This window comes from Streptomyces sp. NPDC045998 (genome assembly GCF_056430285.1).
On record NZ_JBWKLJ010000008.1, the window covers coordinates 291,294 to 309,287 of the forward strand.

The 17,994-nt window shown below is 72.8% G+C and carries 18 protein-coding genes and 1 pseudogene; 10 read left to right on the forward strand and 9 right to left on the reverse strand.

The window, feature by feature from the left end; genetic code table 11:
- The first annotated feature begins 203 nt into the window (after positions 1 to 203).
- Positions 204 to 1,847 (forward strand): serine/threonine-protein kinase, encoded by a 1,644-nt coding sequence (locus tag AC07FJ_RS24590; protein ID WP_479051450.1) that lies wholly within the window; start codon positions 204 to 206, stop codon positions 1,845 to 1,847.
- Here the strand turns inward: AC07FJ_RS24590 and AC07FJ_RS24595 are convergent.
- A complete protein-coding gene (locus AC07FJ_RS24595) occupies positions 1,831 to 2,637 on the reverse strand; it encodes an SGNH/GDSL hydrolase family protein (RefSeq protein WP_361421918.1) in 807 nt (268 codons plus the stop codon). The two genes, AC07FJ_RS24590 and AC07FJ_RS24595, sit on opposite strands and share 17 nt — an antisense overlap.
- Before the next feature lie 615 nt (positions 2,638 to 3,252).
- On the opposite strand from AC07FJ_RS24595, the gene AC07FJ_RS24600 reads away from it, so the two are divergent.
- From AC07FJ_RS24600 to AC07FJ_RS24620, 5 genes and pseudogenes are all read left to right on the forward strand, one after another.
- Complete coding sequence (locus tag AC07FJ_RS24600; RefSeq protein WP_479051451.1) at positions 3,253 to 4,080, forward strand: glycosyltransferase family 2 protein; 828 nt, start codon at positions 3,253 to 3,255, stop codon at positions 4,078 to 4,080.
- A pseudogene (locus tag AC07FJ_RS24605) lies at positions 4,077 to 5,110 on the forward strand (glycosyltransferase family 2 protein). Before AC07FJ_RS24600 ends, AC07FJ_RS24605 begins: the two are co-directional and overlap by 4 nt.
- Positions 5,111 to 5,130: 20 nt before the next feature.
- Positions 5,131 to 5,931 carry a polysaccharide deacetylase family protein gene (locus AC07FJ_RS24610; RefSeq protein WP_479051528.1) on the forward strand — a complete coding sequence of 267 codons (801 nt, stop codon included), beginning with the start codon at positions 5,131 to 5,133 and terminating at the stop codon, positions 5,929 to 5,931.
- Between the two features lie 41 nt (positions 5,932 to 5,972).
- Positions 5,973 to 7,067, forward strand: a complete 1,095-nt coding sequence (locus tag AC07FJ_RS24615) for a DUF5925 domain-containing protein (RefSeq protein ID WP_361421909.1) — start codon at positions 5,973 to 5,975, stop codon at positions 7,065 to 7,067.
- Between the two features lie 21 nt (positions 7,068 to 7,088).
- Entirely contained in the window at positions 7,089 to 7,562 is a 474-nt protein-coding gene (locus AC07FJ_RS24620; RefSeq protein WP_479051452.1) for a hypothetical protein, read from the forward strand.
- 40 nt (positions 7,563 to 7,602) lie between these two features.
- On the opposite strand, the gene AC07FJ_RS24625 is transcribed toward AC07FJ_RS24620, so the two are convergent.
- Positions 7,603 to 7,977: a GntR family transcriptional regulator gene (locus tag AC07FJ_RS24625; protein WP_479051453.1), complete on the reverse strand. Its 375-nt coding sequence runs from the start codon at positions 7,975 to 7,977 to the stop codon at positions 7,603 to 7,605.
- A gap of 82 nt (positions 7,978 to 8,059) precedes the next feature.
- Here AC07FJ_RS24625 and AC07FJ_RS24630 point away from each other — a divergent pair, with 82 nt between their 5' ends.
- Positions 8,060 to 8,983, forward strand: coding sequence for an N-acetyltransferase family protein (locus AC07FJ_RS24630; protein ID WP_479051454.1), 924 nt, complete (start codon positions 8,060 to 8,062; stop codon positions 8,981 to 8,983).
- Positions 8,964 to 9,476, forward strand: a complete 513-nt coding sequence (locus AC07FJ_RS24635; RefSeq protein WP_479051455.1) for a ribonuclease FAU-1 family protein — start codon at positions 8,964 to 8,966, stop codon at positions 9,474 to 9,476. The genes AC07FJ_RS24630 and AC07FJ_RS24635 overlap by 20 nt, the downstream gene beginning before the upstream one ends.
- A 1-nt stretch (position 9,477) precedes the next feature.
- Here AC07FJ_RS24635 and AC07FJ_RS24640 read toward each other — a convergent pair whose 3' ends face one another.
- The 4 genes from AC07FJ_RS24640 to AC07FJ_RS24655 are packed head-to-tail and all read right to left on the reverse strand — an operon-like array spanning position 9,478 to position 12,912.
- Positions 9,478 to 9,927: a GNAT family N-acetyltransferase gene (locus tag AC07FJ_RS24640; protein WP_479051456.1), complete on the reverse strand. Its 450-nt coding sequence runs from the start codon at positions 9,925 to 9,927 to the stop codon at positions 9,478 to 9,480.
- Positions 9,924 to 11,420 carry a tripartite tricarboxylate transporter permease gene (locus AC07FJ_RS24645; protein ID WP_479051457.1) on the reverse strand — a complete coding sequence of 499 codons (1,497 nt, stop codon included), beginning with the start codon at positions 11,418 to 11,420 and terminating at the stop codon, positions 9,924 to 9,926. Before AC07FJ_RS24645 ends, AC07FJ_RS24640 begins: the two co-directional genes overlap by 4 nt.
- Positions 11,420 to 11,932 carry a tripartite tricarboxylate transporter TctB family protein gene (locus AC07FJ_RS24650; RefSeq protein WP_361421891.1) on the reverse strand — a complete coding sequence of 171 codons (513 nt, stop codon included), beginning with the start codon at positions 11,930 to 11,932 and terminating at the stop codon, positions 11,420 to 11,422. The genes AC07FJ_RS24645 and AC07FJ_RS24650 overlap by 1 nt, the downstream gene beginning before the upstream one ends.
- Entirely contained in the window at positions 11,929 to 12,912 is a 984-nt protein-coding gene (locus tag AC07FJ_RS24655; protein ID WP_361421888.1) for a Bug family tripartite tricarboxylate transporter substrate binding protein, read from the reverse strand. The genes AC07FJ_RS24650 and AC07FJ_RS24655 overlap by 4 nt, the downstream gene beginning before the upstream one ends.
- A 125-nt stretch (positions 12,913 to 13,037) precedes the next feature.
- Here AC07FJ_RS24655 and AC07FJ_RS24660 point away from each other — a divergent pair, with 125 nt between their 5' ends.
- Positions 13,038 to 13,706 carry a response regulator gene (locus tag AC07FJ_RS24660; protein WP_479051458.1) on the forward strand — a complete coding sequence of 223 codons (669 nt, stop codon included), beginning with the start codon at positions 13,038 to 13,040 and terminating at the stop codon, positions 13,704 to 13,706.
- A gap of 95 nt (positions 13,707 to 13,801) precedes the next feature.
- On the opposite strand, the gene AC07FJ_RS24665 is transcribed toward AC07FJ_RS24660, so the two are convergent.
- Positions 13,802 to 14,587 carry a hypothetical protein gene (locus tag AC07FJ_RS24665; protein WP_361421882.1) on the reverse strand — a complete coding sequence of 262 codons (786 nt, stop codon included), beginning with the start codon at positions 14,585 to 14,587 and terminating at the stop codon, positions 13,802 to 13,804.
- Positions 14,588 to 14,946: 359 nt separating this feature from the next.
- Between AC07FJ_RS24665 and AC07FJ_RS24670 the strand changes: the two genes are divergently transcribed.
- Entirely contained in the window at positions 14,947 to 15,993 is a 1,047-nt protein-coding gene (locus AC07FJ_RS24670) for a lytic polysaccharide monooxygenase (protein ID WP_479051459.1), read from the forward strand.
- Between the two features lie 67 nt (positions 15,994 to 16,060).
- On the opposite strand, the gene AC07FJ_RS24675 is transcribed toward AC07FJ_RS24670, so the two are convergent.
- A complete protein-coding gene (locus AC07FJ_RS24675) occupies positions 16,061 to 17,110 on the reverse strand; it encodes an LLM class flavin-dependent oxidoreductase (protein WP_361421876.1) in 1,050 nt (349 codons plus the stop codon).
- 10 nt (positions 17,111 to 17,120) lie between these two features.
- Positions 17,121 to 17,993: an esterase/lipase family protein gene (locus AC07FJ_RS24680; protein WP_479051460.1), complete on the reverse strand. Its 873-nt coding sequence runs from the start codon at positions 17,991 to 17,993 to the stop codon at positions 17,121 to 17,123.
- Position 17,994 lies beyond the last annotated feature (1 nt).

Sequence of the window (17,994 nt, forward strand, 5' to 3'; positions counted from 1 at the left end):
AGGCACCCGGCCCGGGCAGGTTAACCCTATCGTTCCCGCAACTCACGCGTGTATCCCGGTGGCGTGATTCACCACCCATGTACGGGTGTTGACGATTACTCTCCGAATACGTGTGATTCCAGGGCGAGTTGGACACATTCCCAGAGGGGCCGACTTCGGCTAGCTTGGAGTGGTTTCCGCCGCATCGTCTGAAGGGGGCGCCGGTGACCGAACGGACGGGCGGGGAAAGACTGGTGGCGGGCCGTTACCGGCTCGCGGGTCCGCTCGGCGAAGGCGGCATGGGCGTCGTGTGGCGGGCCCGTGACGAGGTGCTGGGACGCGAGGTCGCCGTCAAGGAGGTGCGCGCGCCCGCCGGGCTCGGCGCGGTGGACGTGCGGCGGCTGTACGCGCGGCTGGAGCGGGAGGCGTGGGCGGCGGCCCGCGTGACGCACCACAACGTGGTGACGGTCTACGACGTGGCCACCGAGGACGACCGGCCCTGGATCGTGATGGAGCTGGTCCGCGGGGTGACGCTCGCCGAGGCCCTGGACGCCGATGGCCCGATGCCGCCCCGGCGGGCCGCGCGCGTCGGGGCGGAGGTGCTGGCGGCCCTGCGCGCCGCGCACGCGGCGGGGGTGCTGCACCGGGACGTCAAGCCGGCCAACGTACTCCTGGCCAACGACGGCCGCGTGGTGCTGACGGACTTCGGCATCGCGGTGGTGGAGGGCGCGTCGAACCTCACCATGACGGGTGAGCTGATCGGCTCGCCGGAGTTCCTCGCGCCGGAGCGCGCCCTGGGGCAGACGCCGGGGCCGGCGTCGGACCTGTGGTCGCTGGGGGTGCTGCTGTACGCGGCGGTCGAGGGCAATTCGCCGTTCCGGCAGAACACGCCGCTCAGCACCTTGCGCGCGGTGGTCGACGAGGAGCTGCCGCCGCCGCGCCGCGCGGGGGCGCTGGAGCCGGTGATCGAGGGGCTGCTGCGCAAGGACCCCGCCGAGCGGCTTCCGGCCGAGGAGGCCGAGCACCTGTTGCGGGTCGTGGCCGCGGGCGGCAGCGCGCCGCGGACGGTTCCGTTCGCGCCGTCGGAGCCGTACGCGCCGACGGCTGTCGGCGGCGCGGGCGAGGGGCCCGCGGGACAGCCGGTCCCGGCGGCGGAACCGGAGGGGCGCCGGGAGCCCGGGGAGCGGCACGCGCGGTCCGCGGTCGGCTTCCTCGCGGTCGGCGTCGCCGTACTGCTGCTGGCGGTGGCGGGGCTCACGTACGCGCTGCTGCGCGACAGCGGCAGGGGCGGGAACGGGGACGGCAAAGGCGACCCGGGCGCCGCCACCGGCACGACCAGCGCGTCAGCGGGCGTTCCCACGCGTACGGCACCGAGTCCGACGCCGTCCACGGAGAAGCCGGCCCCCACACCCACGCCCCAGCAGTCGGTGCTGGTGTACGCGCGTGCCGTACGCGGTGCCTACAGCGGGCCCTGCCCGCCGCCGGCCGCCGAGGCGCCGGCCGTCTCGGGGACGGTGACGGTGGGGCGTACGCCCGCGCGGGTCGAGTACCGCTGGGCCACCGAGGACGGTGAGGGCTCCGGCTGGACGTCGCTGGAGTTCGCCGCGGGCGGCCGCGAGGAGCAGCAGGTCCGCCACACGATGGAGGCGTACCGGGAGGGTGGGACGTACCGCGACCGGGTCCGGATGGAGGTCCGGAGCCCGGTCGTGGCACGGTCGAACTGGGTGGGGTTCTCGGTCACGTGCCACGACGCGAGCCCCACGGGCGGCGGGTCTCCGAGCGGTCCCGGCGGCTCGCCGAGCGGATCGCCGGGCGGGTCACCGGGCGGATCGCCGCCGTCCGGTCAGAGCGTCACGCCGTCGCCCTGAAGACGGGCAGGTAGCCGCTGGACTGGCCGGTGGCGGTGGGGTGGTACGACTCGCCGATGTTGAACCAGTTGACGCTGTGCAGCCAGGACGCGCCCGAGCAGATCTCATGGCCGGTGAAGGCCCCGGTGACGCTCGCGAAGGTGTAGCCGTGGTCGGCGGCGCGCTTGGCGATGGCCGCGTTGAGGTGGTCCGAGCCGCCATTGATGGCGCGGCGCTCGTTCTCGGTGAGGCCGGCGATGCAGCTGCCGCTCAGTTGGTAGAAGCGGGGGTAGCCGAGGACGACGACGCGCGCCGACGGTGCCTTGGCGCGGATCGCCCGGTACAGGGTGTCGAGGCGGCCCGGGAGCGTGCTGTCGACATATCTCTTGGCTTCGTCGACGCGGGCGATGCAGGTGGCTTCGGACTGGAGGACGCAGGTGGTCATGACGTCGGCGAAGCCGGCGTCGTTGCCGCCCACGGTGAGGGAGACGAGGTCGGTGGCGGCGGAGAGCGGGCCGAGCTGGCTCGCGGACACGTCGGTCGTGCGGGCGCCGGAACAGGCGGTGAACGCGAACGACGAGGGGGAGTTGGCAGTCGCCCACAGCGCGGGGTAGGCGCGGGGGGTGCGCTTGCAGTCGCCGCTGGCGCCGTCGTAGTTGCCGGCGCCGACTCCGGAGGAGTACGAGTCGCCGAGCGCCACGTAGTCGACGGCTGAGGACGAGGCGGCCGATGCCGCCCCCGCTCCGGTCAGGGCGAGGACGGCGCTCAGGAGGAGTGAGGACGAGAATGCCGCGGCTCGGGACAGCTTCATGGAACCTCCCTTGAGCAGTGTTTCTGCCTGCTCTGGTGGTAGCAGCCTGGAGTGTCCATGCCAAGACGCACGGGAGGCTCCCGGGTGGCCGGCGGACGGCGCACGGAAGCACGGGAGTTGGCGAGCGGGCCTCCGTCAGCCGTCACCGGGCGGCATGAATCGCACGGAATCCCATTTCCCCCACGGAAGGATCTCCCCCCGTTTTTACGGGTGTTACGGCTGTTACGGTCAAGGCACGTTTCTTTCGCCAAAGAAGCGAAAAGGTGAGCCTCACCCCAGGCCTTGCCATACAGTCCACATCATCAATACCGTCGTACATCCACCCGCAACGGACCATCACGTATATCGGCTCTGGGGAGGGCTCGTGGCCGCGATGGATCCCGTAGCGGGCGTGGGGGGGCTTTCGCAAAAGCCCCTCTGGGGGGGAGTGCCGTGCTCGGTGATGCATGCCCTTGTGCCGAGGCGCATTGCCGCGCGCGGCCGGAAAGACCAACTCATCCATTCCGTACGGAGATCCATTCCGTCCTGGCCGGGGTGAGAACCCCCCTTTCGCACCGGACATTCAGCCGGGCCGCCCGGGGGCGGGCGGTCCACCGGACGAGAGGGAAAAGACTCATGAGCGACTCCTTGGTCGCGTCCGCCGATCACGACCGGCGTGCGGCGGGCCGAATACCCGTCCACTACCGGGCGATCACCTCCCACCTGGCCATCGCGCCACCGGTGAGCGTCGTCATCCCCGCCATGAACGAGGCGGAGAACCTTCCGTACGTCTTCGCGAGCCTGCCCGAGTGGATCCACGAAGTCGTCCTCGTCGACGGCAACTCGACAGACGGCACGGTCGCCGTCGCACGCGCCCTGCGACCGGACGTCAAGGTCGTCCGGCAGGCCGGCAAGGGCAAGGGCGACGCCCTGATCAGCGGCTTCGCCGCCTGCACCGGCGACATCATCGTGATGGTCGACGCGGACGGCTCGGCCGACGGCCAGGAGATCGTCAGCTACGTCTCCGCCCTCGTCGGCGGTGCCGACTTCGCCAAGGGCTCCCGCTTCGCCAACGGCGGCGGCACCGACGACATGACCCTGGTCCGCCGGCTCGGCAACCGCGCCCTGTGCGCCGTCGTCAACGCCAAGTTCGGCGCCCGCTACACCGACCTCTGCTACGGCTACAACGCCTTCTGGCCTCACTGCCTCGACGAGATCGACCTGGACTGCACCGGCTTCGAGATCGAGACGCTGATCAACATCCGGGTCGTCAAGGCGGGCCTGCGGGTCCAGGAGGTGCCCAGCCACGAGTACCTGCGCATCCACGGCGTCAGCAACCTCAACGCCCTGCGCGACGGCCTGCGCGTCCTGAGGGTGATCCTCCGGGAGAAGGGGGCCCGGCGTGGCGCCCGCCGTCGCACCGCGAGCTTCTCGGTGAGCGCCCCGCGAGGTGGGGCCTCTTGAGCGGGCGCCGGTTCTCCGTGGTGATCTGCGCGTACACCGAGGACCGCTGGGAGGACGTCCTCGCGGCGGTCGCCTCGGTGCTGCGGCAGTCCCGGCCGGCCCTGGAGACGCTGCTCGTGGTCGACCACAACGCGGCGCTGCTGGAGCGGCTCGGCCGGGAGTACGAGGACGCCGGGGAGAAGGTGCGGGTGCTCGCGAACGCGGGCCCCCGCGGCCTCTCGGCCGGCCGCAACACCGGCGTCGCCGCCGCCCGGGGCGACATCGTCGCCTTCCTCGACGACGACGCCGTGGCCGAGCCCGACTGGCTGCGGTGGTTCGACGAGGGGTTCGACGACCCCGGGTGATGGCCGTCGGCGGGCGGACGGTGCCGGCGTGGGCGTCGGGGCGGCGGCCGGTGTGGTTCCCGGAGGAGTTCGACTGGGTCGTCGGCTGCACCTACCGGGGGCTGCCCTCCGGACGGGTGCGGGTGCGCAACGTCCACGGCGGCAACGCCTCCTTCCGACGTGCCGCCTTCGACGCCGCGGGGGGCTTCGCCACCGGCATCGGGCGGGGCGGCGACAAGCGGCCGCTCGGCGGGGAGGAGACCGAGCTGTGCATCCGGCTCGGCCGGGCCCTGCCGGAGGCGGTCCTGCTCATGGACGACCGGGCGGTGATCCACCACAAGGTGCCGCCCGCTCGCGAGCGGTTCGGCTACTTCCGCTCCCGTACGTACGCCGAGGGGCTGTCCAAAGCGCTGGTGGCCCGGAGCGTGGGCGCGGGCAAGGGGCTCGAAACGGAGCGCCGCTACACGACCCGCGTGCTGCCCGCCGGAGTGGCACGCGGCCTGCGCGACCTCGTACGCGGCCGGCCCGGCGGCGCGGGGCGCGCCGGCGCCATCGTGACCGGCGTGTCGGCCGCCGCGCTCGGGTACGCCCGGGGGACGTGGCGGACGCGGCGCGGCGGCGGTGCGGCGTTCGCGTACGGGCCGATCGGCGCGAGTCCCCTCGGAGACCGGCCGACCGGTGACGGACCGACCGGAGGCGCGTCGTGACCGAGCCCGTGCCGATCCTGATGTACCACGCCGTCGGCCACCGGCCCGCGAAGGCGGCGTACGGGCTGTCCGTCGCACCCGAGGCGTTCGCGGCGCAGATGGCGCTGCTCTCCGAGCGCGGGTTCACCCCGGTCACGGCCGCGGAGCTGGGTGCGGCCTGGCGGGGCGGCGCGCCGCTGCCGCCGCGGCCGGTCCTGATCACGTTCGACGACGGCTACGAGGGCGTGCACCGGTACGCCCTGCCCGTCCTCGCCTCGCGCGGGTTCGCCGCCACGCTGTTCGTCACGACGGGCTGGCTGCGGGGCGCGTACGAGGAGGGCGGCGCCCCGGACACCATGCTCGACTGGGGCCAGGTGCGCGAACTGGCCGCCGCGGGCACGGAGATCGGCGGCCACACCCACACGCATCCGCAGCTGGACCGGCTCGACGACGTGCGGCTGCGGTCGGAGACCGTACGGTGCCGGGAGATCATCGCCGGGGAGCTGGGGACCGCGCCGGTGTCCTTCGCCCACCCGTACGGCTACTCCACCCGGCGCGTGCGGAGTGCGGTGCGCGAGGCCGGCTTCGCGCAGTCGCTCGCCGTGGGCAACGCGCTGGCCCGGCGGTCGCAGGGGCCGTACGCGCTGCGCAGGGTGACCGTACGGCGCGGCACCGGCATCGAGACGTTCGAGCGGCTCGTGGAGGGGCGGGCGGTCGGGCGGACGTTCGCGAAGGACCGGGCGCTCACGAAGGGATACGCGGTGGTGCGCGCGGTACGGCGCACCGGCGCGGCCTTGGCGGGCGGCCACGGCATCCGTGCCATCCGTGGCATCCGTGCATAAAGGCCGTGCGGCGCGGCCGCGTGTGCCGGATCATGGGGTGCATGTCTGCCAACCCGCACGAGGCCCTGCCGATCCGGCTCAACGTCGACGACAGCGACTCCCCCGCCGACGTCGTCGACGCGCTGTTCCTGGGGCGCTTCGCGACGGGCGAGCAGCCGTACGCGCGGAGCACCACCATCGACCGGGTCAAGCCCGGCGCGGAGTTGTTCCCGCCGGGTGGCGCGGTGCTGCGCGCGGCGCGCGACGACGACCGCAGCGCGACCCTCGCCGAGGGCGACGGCTGGACGCTGCTGGTCTCCCGCTGGAACCGCGGCGCCGACGTCACCGTCACGGCGACCGACGCGGAGCTGGCCGAGCGGATCCTCCGGCAGGCGACCGACGGCGCGCAGGACGAGCCGGAACCGCAGCCCGACAACGTCACCATGGGCTTCTGGTACGTGTCGCCGCGGCGCGGCCCGCACCGTACGACGCGCCGGATCGCGGCGGGCACGTGGGAGGAGGTGCGGCCCAACTACACGGCGCCGGTGGCCGAGGCGATGGACCGGCTGATGAAAGTCACGCCGGACGACATCGCGGGCCGGCTGCTGCTCCTGCACGGCCCGCCGGGCACGGGCAAGACGTCCGCGCTGCGCACGCTGGCCCGGTCGTGGCGGGACTGGTGCCAGGTGGACTGCGTGCTGGATCCGGAGCGGCTGTTCAACGACGTCGGCTACCTGATGGACATCGCGATCGGCGAAGACGAGGGCACCGCCAACGGCCGCTGGCGGCTGCTGCTCCTGGAGGACTGCGACGAGCTGATCCGGGGCGAGGCCCGGCACACGGCGGGCCAGGCCCTGTCCCGGTTGCTGAACCTGACGGACGGTCTGCTGGGCCAGGGCCGCAACGTCCTGGTGGGCGTGACCACCAACGAGGACCTGGAGCGCCTCCACCCGGCGGTGGTCCGCCCGGGCCGCTGCCTCGCCCGCATCGAGGTGGGGCCGCTCACGCGCGAGGAGTCGGTGGCCTGGCTCGGTACCGAAGAGGGCGTCGGACGCGACGGCGCGACCCTCGCGGAGCTCTACGCCCTGCGCCGCGGCACGGGCCCGGCCTCGGTCCCGGACCAGCCGAAGGGCCGCGACGCGGGGCTGTACCTGTAGCGGGCGGTAGCCTCCGCTGCCATGGGGATACAGATCCAAGTAGAGGCGGCTTACCCGGTCGACGACGAGGTGGAGAGGGTGCTCGGGCTGGCCGAGGCGGTCGGCGAGCCCGTCACCGTCACGTTCGTGTGGGAGGGGTCCGGAGAGCCGGAGCACGCGGTGCTCGTGCCCGCGGCCACGCTGGCGCTCTGGGAACACTGGGCGCCCTCGGCCTACCCGGTCGGTGACGCCGGGGACCAGGACCGTGCCGATGCGGAAAAGCCGGAGCCTGCCCACCCGGCGAAGTTCGGTCCGTTCACGCTCTTCCGCCGTCGTGTGGGAGGGCGCACGGCGGTCGCCCGAGGAGGCGCGGTGGTCGCCGAGCTGCTGCCCCCCGCCGAGGCGCACTGGCTCGAAGAGCAGGCCCGCGACGTCCGCCAGGGCTTCATGGACCCCAAGCAGAGGGCGGCGTTCGAGGAGTTCCTCGCCCGGCAGCCGCCCGTCGGCGAGCAGTGACGCGCCGACGGTCGCCCCGGCAAGATCCGGAAGACAGGCCCTAGTCGCCGTACGCCGCCCGCAGCGCGTCCGTGACCGCCGCGAGGGCCTCGGCGTGGGCGAGGCCCAGGCGGTGGGCCTCCGTCGCGTACGCGGTGGCGGCCGTGGCGGCCTGGCGGGCGGCGGCGTCGGCCGCCGGGGCGATGAACGTGCCGCCGCGGCCGCGGGTTTCGATCACGCCGTCGGCCTCCAGCACCCGGTACGCCTTGGCGACCGTGTTCGCGGCGAGGCCCAGCTCCTCCGCCAGGCCGCGGACGGTCGGCAGCTTGTAACCGACCGGGAGGCGGCCGGAACGGGCCTGCTCGGAGATCTGGGCGCGGAGCTGTTCGTACGGGGCGGTGGAGGAACCCGCGTCGATGGAGATCGTCAAGGTCACGGGGCCGATTGTCCCCCACCTCTCCCCCGGGGGCGGGAAATTGGGAGGCGGCCGTCGCCGGACCGCGCGTAGCGTCGGCCCCATGACTGTGATCGTGCGCGATTTCCGACCCGAGGACGCCGAGGCCGTGAGCCGGTCGCGGCGCGTGACCGTGCCGTTCATGGCGGTGACGCCCCGCTCCGTGCTCTTCGACGTCGAGAGGGCGAACCCGGCCGAGAAGATGCGGCTGCTGGTCGCCGAGAAGGGCGGCGAGATCATCGGCACGGCCTACGCCGGCATCGCGTACGACAGCAGCGACCCCGGCCAGTCCCATGCCACTCCGCAGGTCCATCCCGGTCACCGGGGCCAGGGCGCGGGCACGATGCTGCTGCGGGCGGCCGAGGAGCACCTGGCCGCCGAGGGTGCCACGGCGGTCTACAGCTGGGTGCTGGACGAGCCCGGGAGCCGGGCGTTCGCCGAGAAGCGCGGCTACCGCCCCACCCGGACCGCCCACTTCCAGCACCTGGACCTGGCCCGCGCGGCCCTTCCCGAGCTGCCGGGCACCCTCCCGCCGGGTGTCGAGCTGCGTACGGCCGCGGACTACGAGGCCGACCCACGCCCGATGTTCGAGGCGGACGCGGAGGCGACGTCGGACGAGCCGAGCGACATCGACACCGACCTCGACGACTACGAGGACTGGCTGGCGACGATCTGGAACAACCCGCTGCTGCACCGCGGTCTGTCGACCGTCGTGACCGTGGACGGCCGGGTGGCGTCGTACACCGCCGCCTACACGGACGGCGAGACGCGGTACGTCTCCGGTATGACCGGCACCCTGCGCGCGTTCCGCGGCCGGGGCCTGGCCAAGCTGGCCAAGACGGACTCGCTGCGCCGCGCCCGCGCGGCCGGCTTCACCGACGCGTACACCAGCAACGACGGCGAGAACGGGCCGATGCTGGCCGTCAACAAGTGGTTCGGGTACGAGATCTGCGCGACGGAGGTCCGGCATGTCCGCACGCTCGGTTGACATCCGCCTCGTCAAGGCGGGCCGTACGAAGATCCGTTACCCGGCGGAGCTCGTCACCGACGACGGCACCCGGCTCACCGTCCGCGCGCCCTGGGCCGTGGACGGCGTGCGGGACTTCGGCTTCGTACGGTTCGAGCCGGGCGACGTCTTCACGGAGCACTACTGGCGGGACCGGTGGTACGCGGTGAAGGAGGTCCGGGACGGGACGGGCGCCCTCAAGGGCTGGTACTGCGACATCACCCGGCCCGCCGTCGTCGACGGCGGCGAGGTGGTGGTGGAGGACCTGGACCTCGACCTGTGGGTGTCGGGGGACGGAGCCGAGGTCCTGCGCCTGGACGAGGACGAGTTCGCGGCGAGCGGCCTGGCGGAGCGGGACCCGGAGGCGGCGGCCGCCGCCCGTGAGGCGCTGGACGCGCTGGAGGTCCTGGCCCGCGAAGGCCGCCTGCCGGGCGGGGGCCGGGGATCCGGGCGGGGGCCGGCGCCGGGGAGGTAGGTCAGGAGACGGGCTTGCGGTAGTGGATGCGGTCGTACGGCCCGTCCAGGCGCCGTTCGACGACCTCGTAGCCGTACCGCTCGTACATCTTCTGGTTCTCCCACATCATCGCGTTCGTGAGGAGCCGCACCTCGGGCAGGCCGAGCTCGCGGGCGCGCTCCTCCACGAAGGCGAGCAGGCGCCGGCCGAGGCCGGTGCCCTGCGCGTCGGGGTGGACGGCGATGTTGTCCAGGTACAGGTGGTCGGCCTCGGTCCGCACCACCACGAGGCCGGCCACGGGGTCACCCGCGACGAACACCCTGCCCGCCGCGACGTCGGCCGCGTGGTCCGCCTCCATCGGGGCCGGTACGAGACCGATCCGCGCGATGTAGTGGTGGTAGGCCGCGTCGGTGACGGCCTTCACGCGGGCGATGTCGGCGGGGGTCGCGAGCCGGATATCAAGATCGTTCATGCCGGTACGTTACGGCGGCGGGAGATCACCTTCCTCAGCAGGGGCCAGGCCAGCAGGAGCACGATCACGGCGTACACAGTCACCGAGAACGGCGTGTCGACCAGACCGGTGACGCTGCCGTCGCTGATCTGGAGCGCGCGGCGCAGCTGCTGTTCGGCGGCCGGGCCGAGGATGACGCCGATGACGGCGGGCAGCACCGGCAGGCCGTAGCGGCGCATGCCGAATCCGATGAGCCCGATGACCAGCAGGACGACCAGGTCGAGGGCCTCGCCGCCGACCGCGTACGCGCCGACCGCCGCGAAGAAGAGGATCCCGGCGTACAGGTAGGGCCGCGGGATGCGCAGCAGCTTGGCCCACAGGGGTGCGAGGGGCAGGTTCAGCGCGAGCAGCAGCACCATGCCGACGAAGAGCGAGGCGATCAGGCCCCACACCAGCTCCGGTTCGCGCTCGAAGAGCAGCGGTCCGGGCTGGATGCCGTACTGCTGGAAGGCGGCGAGCATCACGGCGGCGACGGCCGTGGTCGGCAGCCCGAGGGTGAGCATCGAGACCAGGGTGCCGGCCGCCGAGGCGGACGCCGCCGACTCGGGTCCGGCGACGCCCTCGATGGCGCCGCGCCCGAACTCGTCCTTGTGCTTCGACAGCCGCTTCTCGGTGACGTACGACAGGAAGGTCGGGATCTCGGCGCCGCCGGCCGGGATCGCGCCGAAGGGGAAGCCGATCAGCGGTCCGCGCAGCCACGGCTTCCAGGTGCGCCGGAGGTCCGCGCGGCCGAGCCAGGGCCGGCCGACGGGGATCGCGTCGCCGCCGGTACGCCGCAGGTGGGCGGCGACCCACAGCGCCTCGCCGATCGCGAAGAGGCCGACCGCGACGATGACGACGTCGATGCCGTCGGCCAGTTGGAGCGAGCCGAAGGTGAGCCGCTGCTGGCCGGTCATCTGGTCCAGGCCGACCAGGCCGAGGGTGAGGCCGATGAGGAGGGAGGCCAGGCCCCGGATGCGGGAGGAGCCGAGCACCGAGGTGACGGCGATGAACGCCAGCACCATGAGGGCGAAGTAGTCGGGCGCGCCGATGTCCACGGCCAGGCCGGCGACGGTCGGGGCGAGGGCGACGAGCAGGATCGTGCCGATCACGCCGCCGGCGAAGTGGCCGCCCGCGGCGGCCGCGAGCGCCTGCGCGCCGCGCCCGGCCTTGGCCATCGGGTTGCCCTCGATGGCGGCGACGACGGCGGCGCTCTCGCCCGGGGTGTTGAGCAGGATGGAGGTGGTCGAGCCGCCGAACATCGCGCCGTAGTAGATGCCGGCGAACATGATGAACGCGCCGGTGGGCTCGAGCCCGTACGTCACGGGCAGCAGCAGCGCGACGGCCATGGCCGGGCCGATGCCGGGCAGGACGCCGATGGCGGTGCCGAGCAGGACCCCGATCGCCGCCCAGAGCAGGTTCATGGGGGTGAGGGCGGTGGAGAAGCCGCCGAGGAGGGAGTTCAGGGCATCCATCAGAGCACTCCCATCAGCGGTCCGCCGGGGAGCGGGACGCCGAGCAGCCGGGTGAAGACGAGGTGGGTGAGGACGGAGAGGACCGCCGCGACGAGCGGGTCCCGGTCGAGGCGGCGGCTGCCGAGCGCGTACGCGGAGCCCCAGAAGAGCAGCGCGCCCGCGAGGGGGAAGCCGAGCGGGTCAATGAGGACGGCGGCCGCGAGGAACACCCCGGCGAGGAGGAGGACCGTGCGCCAGTCGCCCGGCTCGGACAGGTCGACGTCCTCGCCGCCCTCGGCTTCGCCGCGCCCGCCGCGCAGGACGTCGACGGCGAGGAGGACGGCGACGACGAGGAGGCCCGCGCCGACGACGAGGGGGACGGTGGTGGGGCCGACGGGCCCGCGCTGCGCGAGGTCGACGTCCATCGTCAGCGCGTCGGTCAGGACGAGTACGCCGATGACGGCGAGCAGCAGGCCGACGCCGAGCTCGGAGTGCTCGCGCAGCCAGGAGCGGCGGTCGGTGGGCGTGGTCACAGTCCCAGCTCCTTCAGTACGGAGTCGACCCGGCGGTCCTGCTCGTCGAGGAAGGCACCGAACCGGTCCCCGGCGAGGAAGGCGTCCGTCCAGCCGTTCTTCTGGAGGGAGTCCCGCCACTGCGGGGAGTCGTGCAGTTCGGTGACGAGACCGATGAGCTTGTCGCGCTCGGCGGCGGAGAGGCCGGGCGGTGCGACGATGCCGCGCCAGTTGGTGAACTCGGTGTCGAGCCCCGCCTCGCGGAGGGTCGGCGCGTCGAGGCCGGGGACGCGCTGGGGGCCGGTGACGGCCAGCAGCCGCAGCTCGCCCGCCTTGATCTGGTCGAGGTACTCGCCGACGCCGGAGACACCGAAGGCGACCTTGTCGCCGAGGATGGAGGCGAGCAACTCGCCACCGCCGTCGAACGGGACGTAGTTCACCGATTTCGGGGCGATCCCGGCGGCCTGCGCCATCAGCATGGGCGCGAGGTGGTCGGGGCCGCCGGGCGACGACCCGCCGCCGACGGGCAGCTTGCCGGGGTTCGCTCGCCAGGCCGCCAGCAGGTCCTGGATGGTCTTGTACGGGGAGTCCTTGGAGACGACCACGATGTCCTGCTCCTCGGTGAGCCGGGCGATGGGCGTGGTGTCGGCGAGGGTCGCCGGGGTCTTGTTGGTGTGGACGGCTCCGACGACGCCGAGGCCCATGGACATGGCGAGCTTGCCGTTGCCGTGCTCGCCGACGAGCCGGGTCAGGCCGACGGTGCCGCCGGCGCCGGGCAGGTTGAAGACCTCGATGTCCTGGGTGAGGCCCGCGTCCTCGGCGTTCTTGGCCGCGGTGCGCGCGGTGATGTCGTACCCGCCGCCCGGGGTGTTGGGCACCATGAGGCGCAGGCCGGGGATCCGGGTGCCGGTGTCGGAGCCGCTGCCCGGGGTGAGCAGCGGCGGTCCCAGGAGGACCAGCAGCGCCGCGCCGAGCAGGGCGAGCGGGGTGCGCGATCGCAACGGAGCCGCCTTTCGTGTCGGAAGGGTGTGAGGTGGCCCACATGTTGCCCGCGCGTGAAGAAGCTGTCTCCCTTCCGCAACCAACGGACGTTGTGGTCGTTGTGGTCACGACCTAGCGTGTCGCCGTGACGAAGGTGCTGGTGGTCGACGACGACTTCATGGTCGCCAGGCTGCACTGCCGCTATGTCTCCGCCGTGGAGGGCTTCACGGTCGTCGGGGCCGCGCACACCGGCGCGGAGGCGCTGCGGGCGGCCGACGCCCTGCGCCCGGACGTGGTGCTGCTGGACGTCTACCTGCCCGACATGGACGGGATCGCCGTGCTGCGTGCGCTGCGGGCGGCGGGGCACGGCGTGGACGCGCTGTTCATCACGGCGGCGCGGGACGCGGGCACGGTCCGCTCGGCGCTGCGCGCCGGGGCCCTGCACTATCTGATCAAACCCTTCAGCCAGGCGGCGCTGCGCGATCAGCTGCTGCACGTGGCGGCGGTGCGCAGCCGTCTGGACGCGTTGGACGAGGCGCGCCAGGAGGACGTGGACCAGATCTTCGGCACGCGCCCGCCGGGCTCGCGCGACCTCCCGAAGGGCCTGGCGCCGCACACGGCGGAGCTGGTGGACCGCATCCTGCGGGCCCATCCGGCGGGCCTGTCGGCCGCGGAGTGCGCGGAGGCGGGCTCGCTGTCGCGGGTGAGCGCCCGCCGGTACCTGGAGTACTTCGCGGAGACGGGCCGCGCGGAGGTGACCCTGCGGTACGGCGGCACGGGCCGGCCGGAACGGCGGTACCGGAGGGTGGGCTGAGACACGACGAGGCCCGTCTCGCCCACGGTGGGCGGGACGGGCCTCGTCACGGGGCCCGGCGGGGGGCCGGGCGGGGCGGCCGGCCGGGCGGGGCCTCAGCCGCCGAGCTTGTCCAGGTCGACGATCTGGTCGGCGGGGGGCGGCGTCACGGTGACGGGCTTGCCGAAGTCGGCGAAGTCGCCGGAAGCGGGGGCCTCGCCGCCCACCACGGTGTACTTGAGCAGGTACGGCTCGCCCTTGGCGGCGACGTAGAGCGTGGTGGTCTCGGCGCCGTTCTTCTTGGTGAGGACGGCGGCCGGCTGCCCGTCGACGGTGGTGTCGGCGCCCCGGGTGAGGCCGGTGACGTCGTCACCGACGTCGAGGAGGCCGTCGGAGTCGCACATCTCCGTCATGCCCTCCGCCTCGGCGTCCGCCTGCGGCATCTGCACCCAGCGGCCCTTGAGGATCTCGACCATGGCGTCGACCTCCTCCTTGGGCGTGCCCTCCTCGCCCTGCCGCCAGTACTTCTCGTCACCCTTCAGGTAGTAGGCCTTCGCGGCGTGACGGAACTGGAGGCTCGCCCCTTCGCTGGTCAGCGTGCCGTCGCACTCGCCGGTCTTGCTCACCACGACCTCGAAGGTCTCGGGCACCTTCTCCACCGTGTCGGTGACCTTGGCCTTGAGGGAGTCAACGGCCTTGGTGACGTCCAGCGACTTGTCGGCGATCTGGTCGGCCGTCATCCCCGCGAAGGGGTCGACCGGCTTGGCCGGCGACGGCGACGCGCTCGGGGTCGCCTTGCCGGCCTTGTCGGACGTGCCGCCGTCGCTCTTCGAGCAACCCGTCAGGGTCAGGGCTACGGCGGCGCAGACGGCCGCGCTCACCAGCGTCTTGTTGATCGCCATGATTGTTCTCCTCATTCGCGTGCGCTTCAGCGCGTCATGCCAGACCCGCGAGGCCACGCGAGGGATGTACGCCTCAAACGTGATGTACGCCACTCGGCCTGCCGAGGCCGGGCGCACGGCTGAGCCGGAGCCGGAAGGCCGCTTCCTGATCGTCTTCTTAGCGCTCCCTTAAGCGGAGCATAAGAATCCCCATCCGCCGCTCCCCGCAGGCCTTTTCGGGGTTTCGAGGGGCTAGCTTGCTGATCACCGGGCTGATCCGGGCCGTCGGCGCCGAGCTCATCGGGGGGCTGCGCCGCCCGTCCGGATCCGGTTTCCGTAGCCACCCCCCACAACGCCGTCCCTCGAAGGAGTACGTCACCATGAGCTCTCGCCGCCGTACGGCCGCCGCAGCCGCCGTCCTCGGAGCCGCGCCGCTCGCGCTGACAGGACTGGCCGCCGCCCCGGCCGCCGCGCACGGGACGTTGACGGACCCCGTCAGCCGGGTGTCCGCCTGTTACGCCGAGGGGCCCGAGAGCCCCGACTCGGCGGCGTGCAAGGCCGCGGTCGCGGCGAGCGGAGCGCAGGCGTTCTACGACTGGAACGAGGTCAACATCGCCAACGCCGCCGGGAACCACCAGCGGCTGATCCCGGACGGCAAGCTGTGCAGCGCCAACCGCGACAAGTACAAGGGGCTCGACCTGCCCCGCGCGGACTGGCCGTCCTCGCCGCTCGCCGCCGGCAAGCACACCTTCCACTACAAGGCGACCGCGCCGCACAAGGGCTCCTTCGAGCTGTACATCACCAAGGACGGCTACGACCCGTCCAAGCCGCTGAAGTGGTCGGACCTGGAGGCCAAGCCGTTCGCGAAGGTGACCAACCCGAAGCTGGAGAACGGCGCGTACGTCTTCGACGGCGTCGTGCCGGCGAAGTCCGGGCGCCACCTGGTCTACTCGATCTGGCAGCGCTCCGACTCCCCCGAGGCGTTCTACACCTGCTCCGACGTGGTCTTCGGCAAGGACAGCGGCGGCTCCGCCCCGGCGCCGACCGCCTCGGCCCCCTCCGACCAGCAGATCGAGGACGGCGCCGACCAGTCGACGGTCGACCACGGCGGCCACGGGGGCGACGAGCACCACACCCCGCAGCCGTCGACGGAGCCGACCGACGCGAAGGACCCGAAGGACACGAAGGACACGAAGGACACGAAGGCGCCCGGGGCCAACGCTCCCCAGGCGAACGACGCGAGCACCCCGTCGCCCGCCGCCGCGCCCGCGACCGCGGCCGGCGGGGACAACCTCGCCGAGACCGGCGCCGATGGCACGACCACGTACGTGGCGATCGGCGGCGCGGCCGTCCTGTCCCTCGGGGCCGCGGTGCTGTTCGGTGCCGCGCGCCGCAAGTCCGCCCCGGCGGGGCGGCACGGCCGCTGACGGCGGCGTACAGACCGACGGTGCCGGGGTCCGCGCGGAGGCGGGCCCCGGCACCGTCATGCCACGCTCACTCCCACACCGGCATGAGGTGGTCGTGGATCAGGCGCAGCTGCGTGTCCACGTCCGCGACGCCTTCCAGGTCCCGACCGGTGAAGGCCCGCACCAGCGCCCGGTCCGTGACGGCGCAGATCATGTGGTTGACCCCGCTCGGCTCGATCTCGCGGCGGATCTTCTCCAGGCACTCCTCGGGCGTGCCCGACACCGACAGCTTCTCCGCGACCTCCGGCGAGGTCAGCTCGATGCCCCGGGCGAGGTCACCGGCGCCGATGGCGTCGATCACCGGCTTGAGCTCCGCCGGGTCGACACCGTTGCGGCGCAACTGCTCCTCCGGCATGGCTGAGGCGTAGATGCCGACCATGGAGCGGGCGGCCTCCTTGGCCTTCGCCCCGTCGGGCCCGGTGGCGAAGACCACCCACGCCCCGATGTCGAGGGACCGCCAGTCCTTGCCCGCGCGCTCGGCGCCGGCGCGGATGCGGCCGACGGCGTAGTCGTACGCCTCGCGCGTGTAGCTGAGCGCGTGGTGGCAGCCGTCCGACAGCTCGCCCGCCGCCTCGAAGGACCTGGGCCCGCGCATCGCGCCCAGTTTGACCGGCAGGTGGTCCTGTACGGGGCGGGCGAAGGTGAACAGCCCGTCGTACCGGAAGAACTCGCCGTCGTACGTGAGGGTGCCCTCGTCCAGCAGGGTGCGGATGACGTGCAGCGCCTCCTTGGTGCGGGACAGCGGGCGCTGCCCGGCCCAGTCGATGCCGTACTGGGCGAGGAGGCCGAAGTTCCCGCTGGAGATGACGCCTTCGGCGCGTCCGCCGGACAGTTCGTCGAGGGTGGCGAGGGACTGCGCGATGAGGGTGGGTTCGCGCAGGACGACGGAGGAGAGGCTGGGTCCGAAGCGGATGCGGCTGGTCTGTCCGGCCGCCGCCGCGAAGAGCAGCCACATGTCCTTGTGCCAGGTCTCGTCGGCGGCGTAGCAGGCGTGGAAGCCGAGTTCGTCGGCGAGCCTGATGGAGGCCAGGGAGTCGGTCAGCGGGTAGTCGGGAAGGAGCACGTAGCTGAACTTCACTTCAGTCCCTTCAGTTGACGACTGACGCGCACGTGGTCGGTGTCGCGTGCGCCGGATCCAGCGCGTTCACGACCTCGTGGAACACGATCCGGTCGGTCAGCCCTATCGCCACGTGCTCGGAGAAGTCCAGGGGGCACAGGTCCTGGAGGAGCACGTTTCGGACACGCGGGCCGTCGAGGAACTGGGAGCGGTACGGCGTGACGACCTGGTCGTACTTGGTGGCGATAACGGTGTAGTCGACGCCGGGGACGGTGTCGCCGCCCTCATTGAGCTTCGTCATGAACGGCGAGCCGGCCACCTGGTCGGCGAGGGCCGGGGTCTTCTCGCTCAGCAGGTGGGCCACGCCGGGGAAGTACGGCAGCAGCGCGGTCAGGCCGAGCAGCGTGGTGCCGTGGTTGTCGGGGGCGATGCCGACGAGGGCGTTCACCTTGTCGGCGCCGCCGAGGAACTTGAGGTAGTGGCGGGGCATCATGCCGCCCTGCGAGTGGCCGACGAGGTCGGCCTCGGCGGCACCGGTCGCGGCGAGGACCTCGTCGACGTACGCGTCGAGCTGTTCGGCCGACTTCTCGATGGGGCCGAGGCCGTGGACGAACGGCACGCTGGGCAGCTGCCCGTAGTCGAGCGAGAAGACGCAGTAGCCGCGCCGGACCAGGTACGGCGCGAGGCCGAGCCAGTTGTCGACGGAGTTGGCGAACGTGCCGTGGACGAGCACGACCGGGCGGGGGTGGGCCGCGGACGGCTTGCAGGAGTAGTCGTTCCAGCCGCTGCTGGGCGCGGTGGCGGCGTGGGCGGTTCCCGCGGCCGGGGTGAGGGTCGCGGCGGCGGTGAGGGCGAGGGCGGCCAGCGCCGCTCTGAACGCGCGGCGGAGGGGTGAGGGCAGCATC

Coding starts and splice junctions, on each gene's coding strand:
- AC07FJ_RS24595 (WP_361421918.1), bottom strand. CDS start 2,637: ATGAAGCTGTCCCGAGCCGCGGCATTCTCGTCCTCACTCCTCCTGAGC.
- AC07FJ_RS24600 (WP_479051451.1), top strand. CDS start 3,253: ATGAGCGACTCCTTGGTCGCGTCCGCCGATCACGACCGGCGTGCGGCG.
- AC07FJ_RS24610 (WP_479051528.1), top strand. CDS start 5,131: ATGTACCACGCCGTCGGCCACCGGCCCGCGAAGGCGGCGTACGGGCTG.
- AC07FJ_RS24615 (WP_361421909.1), top strand. CDS start 5,973: ATGTCTGCCAACCCGCACGAGGCCCTGCCGATCCGGCTCAACGTCGAC.
- AC07FJ_RS24620 (WP_479051452.1), top strand. CDS start 7,089: ATGGGGATACAGATCCAAGTAGAGGCGGCTTACCCGGTCGACGACGAG.
- AC07FJ_RS24630 (WP_479051454.1), top strand. CDS start 8,060: ATGACTGTGATCGTGCGCGATTTCCGACCCGAGGACGCCGAGGCCGTG.
- AC07FJ_RS24635 (WP_479051455.1), top strand. CDS start 8,964: ATGTCCGCACGCTCGGTTGACATCCGCCTCGTCAAGGCGGGCCGTACG.
- AC07FJ_RS24640 (WP_479051456.1), bottom strand. CDS start 9,927: ATGAACGATCTTGATATCCGGCTCGCGACCCCCGCCGACATCGCCCGC.
- AC07FJ_RS24645 (WP_479051457.1), bottom strand. CDS start 11,420: ATGGATGCCCTGAACTCCCTCCTCGGCGGCTTCTCCACCGCCCTCACC.
- AC07FJ_RS24665 (WP_361421882.1), bottom strand. CDS start 14,587: ATGGCGATCAACAAGACGCTGGTGAGCGCGGCCGTCTGCGCCGCCGTA.
- AC07FJ_RS24670 (WP_479051459.1), top strand. CDS start 14,947: ATGAGCTCTCGCCGCCGTACGGCCGCCGCAGCCGCCGTCCTCGGAGCC.
- AC07FJ_RS24680 (WP_479051460.1), bottom strand. CDS start 17,993: ATGCTGCCCTCACCCCTCCGCCGCGCGTTCAGAGCGGCGCTGGCCGCC.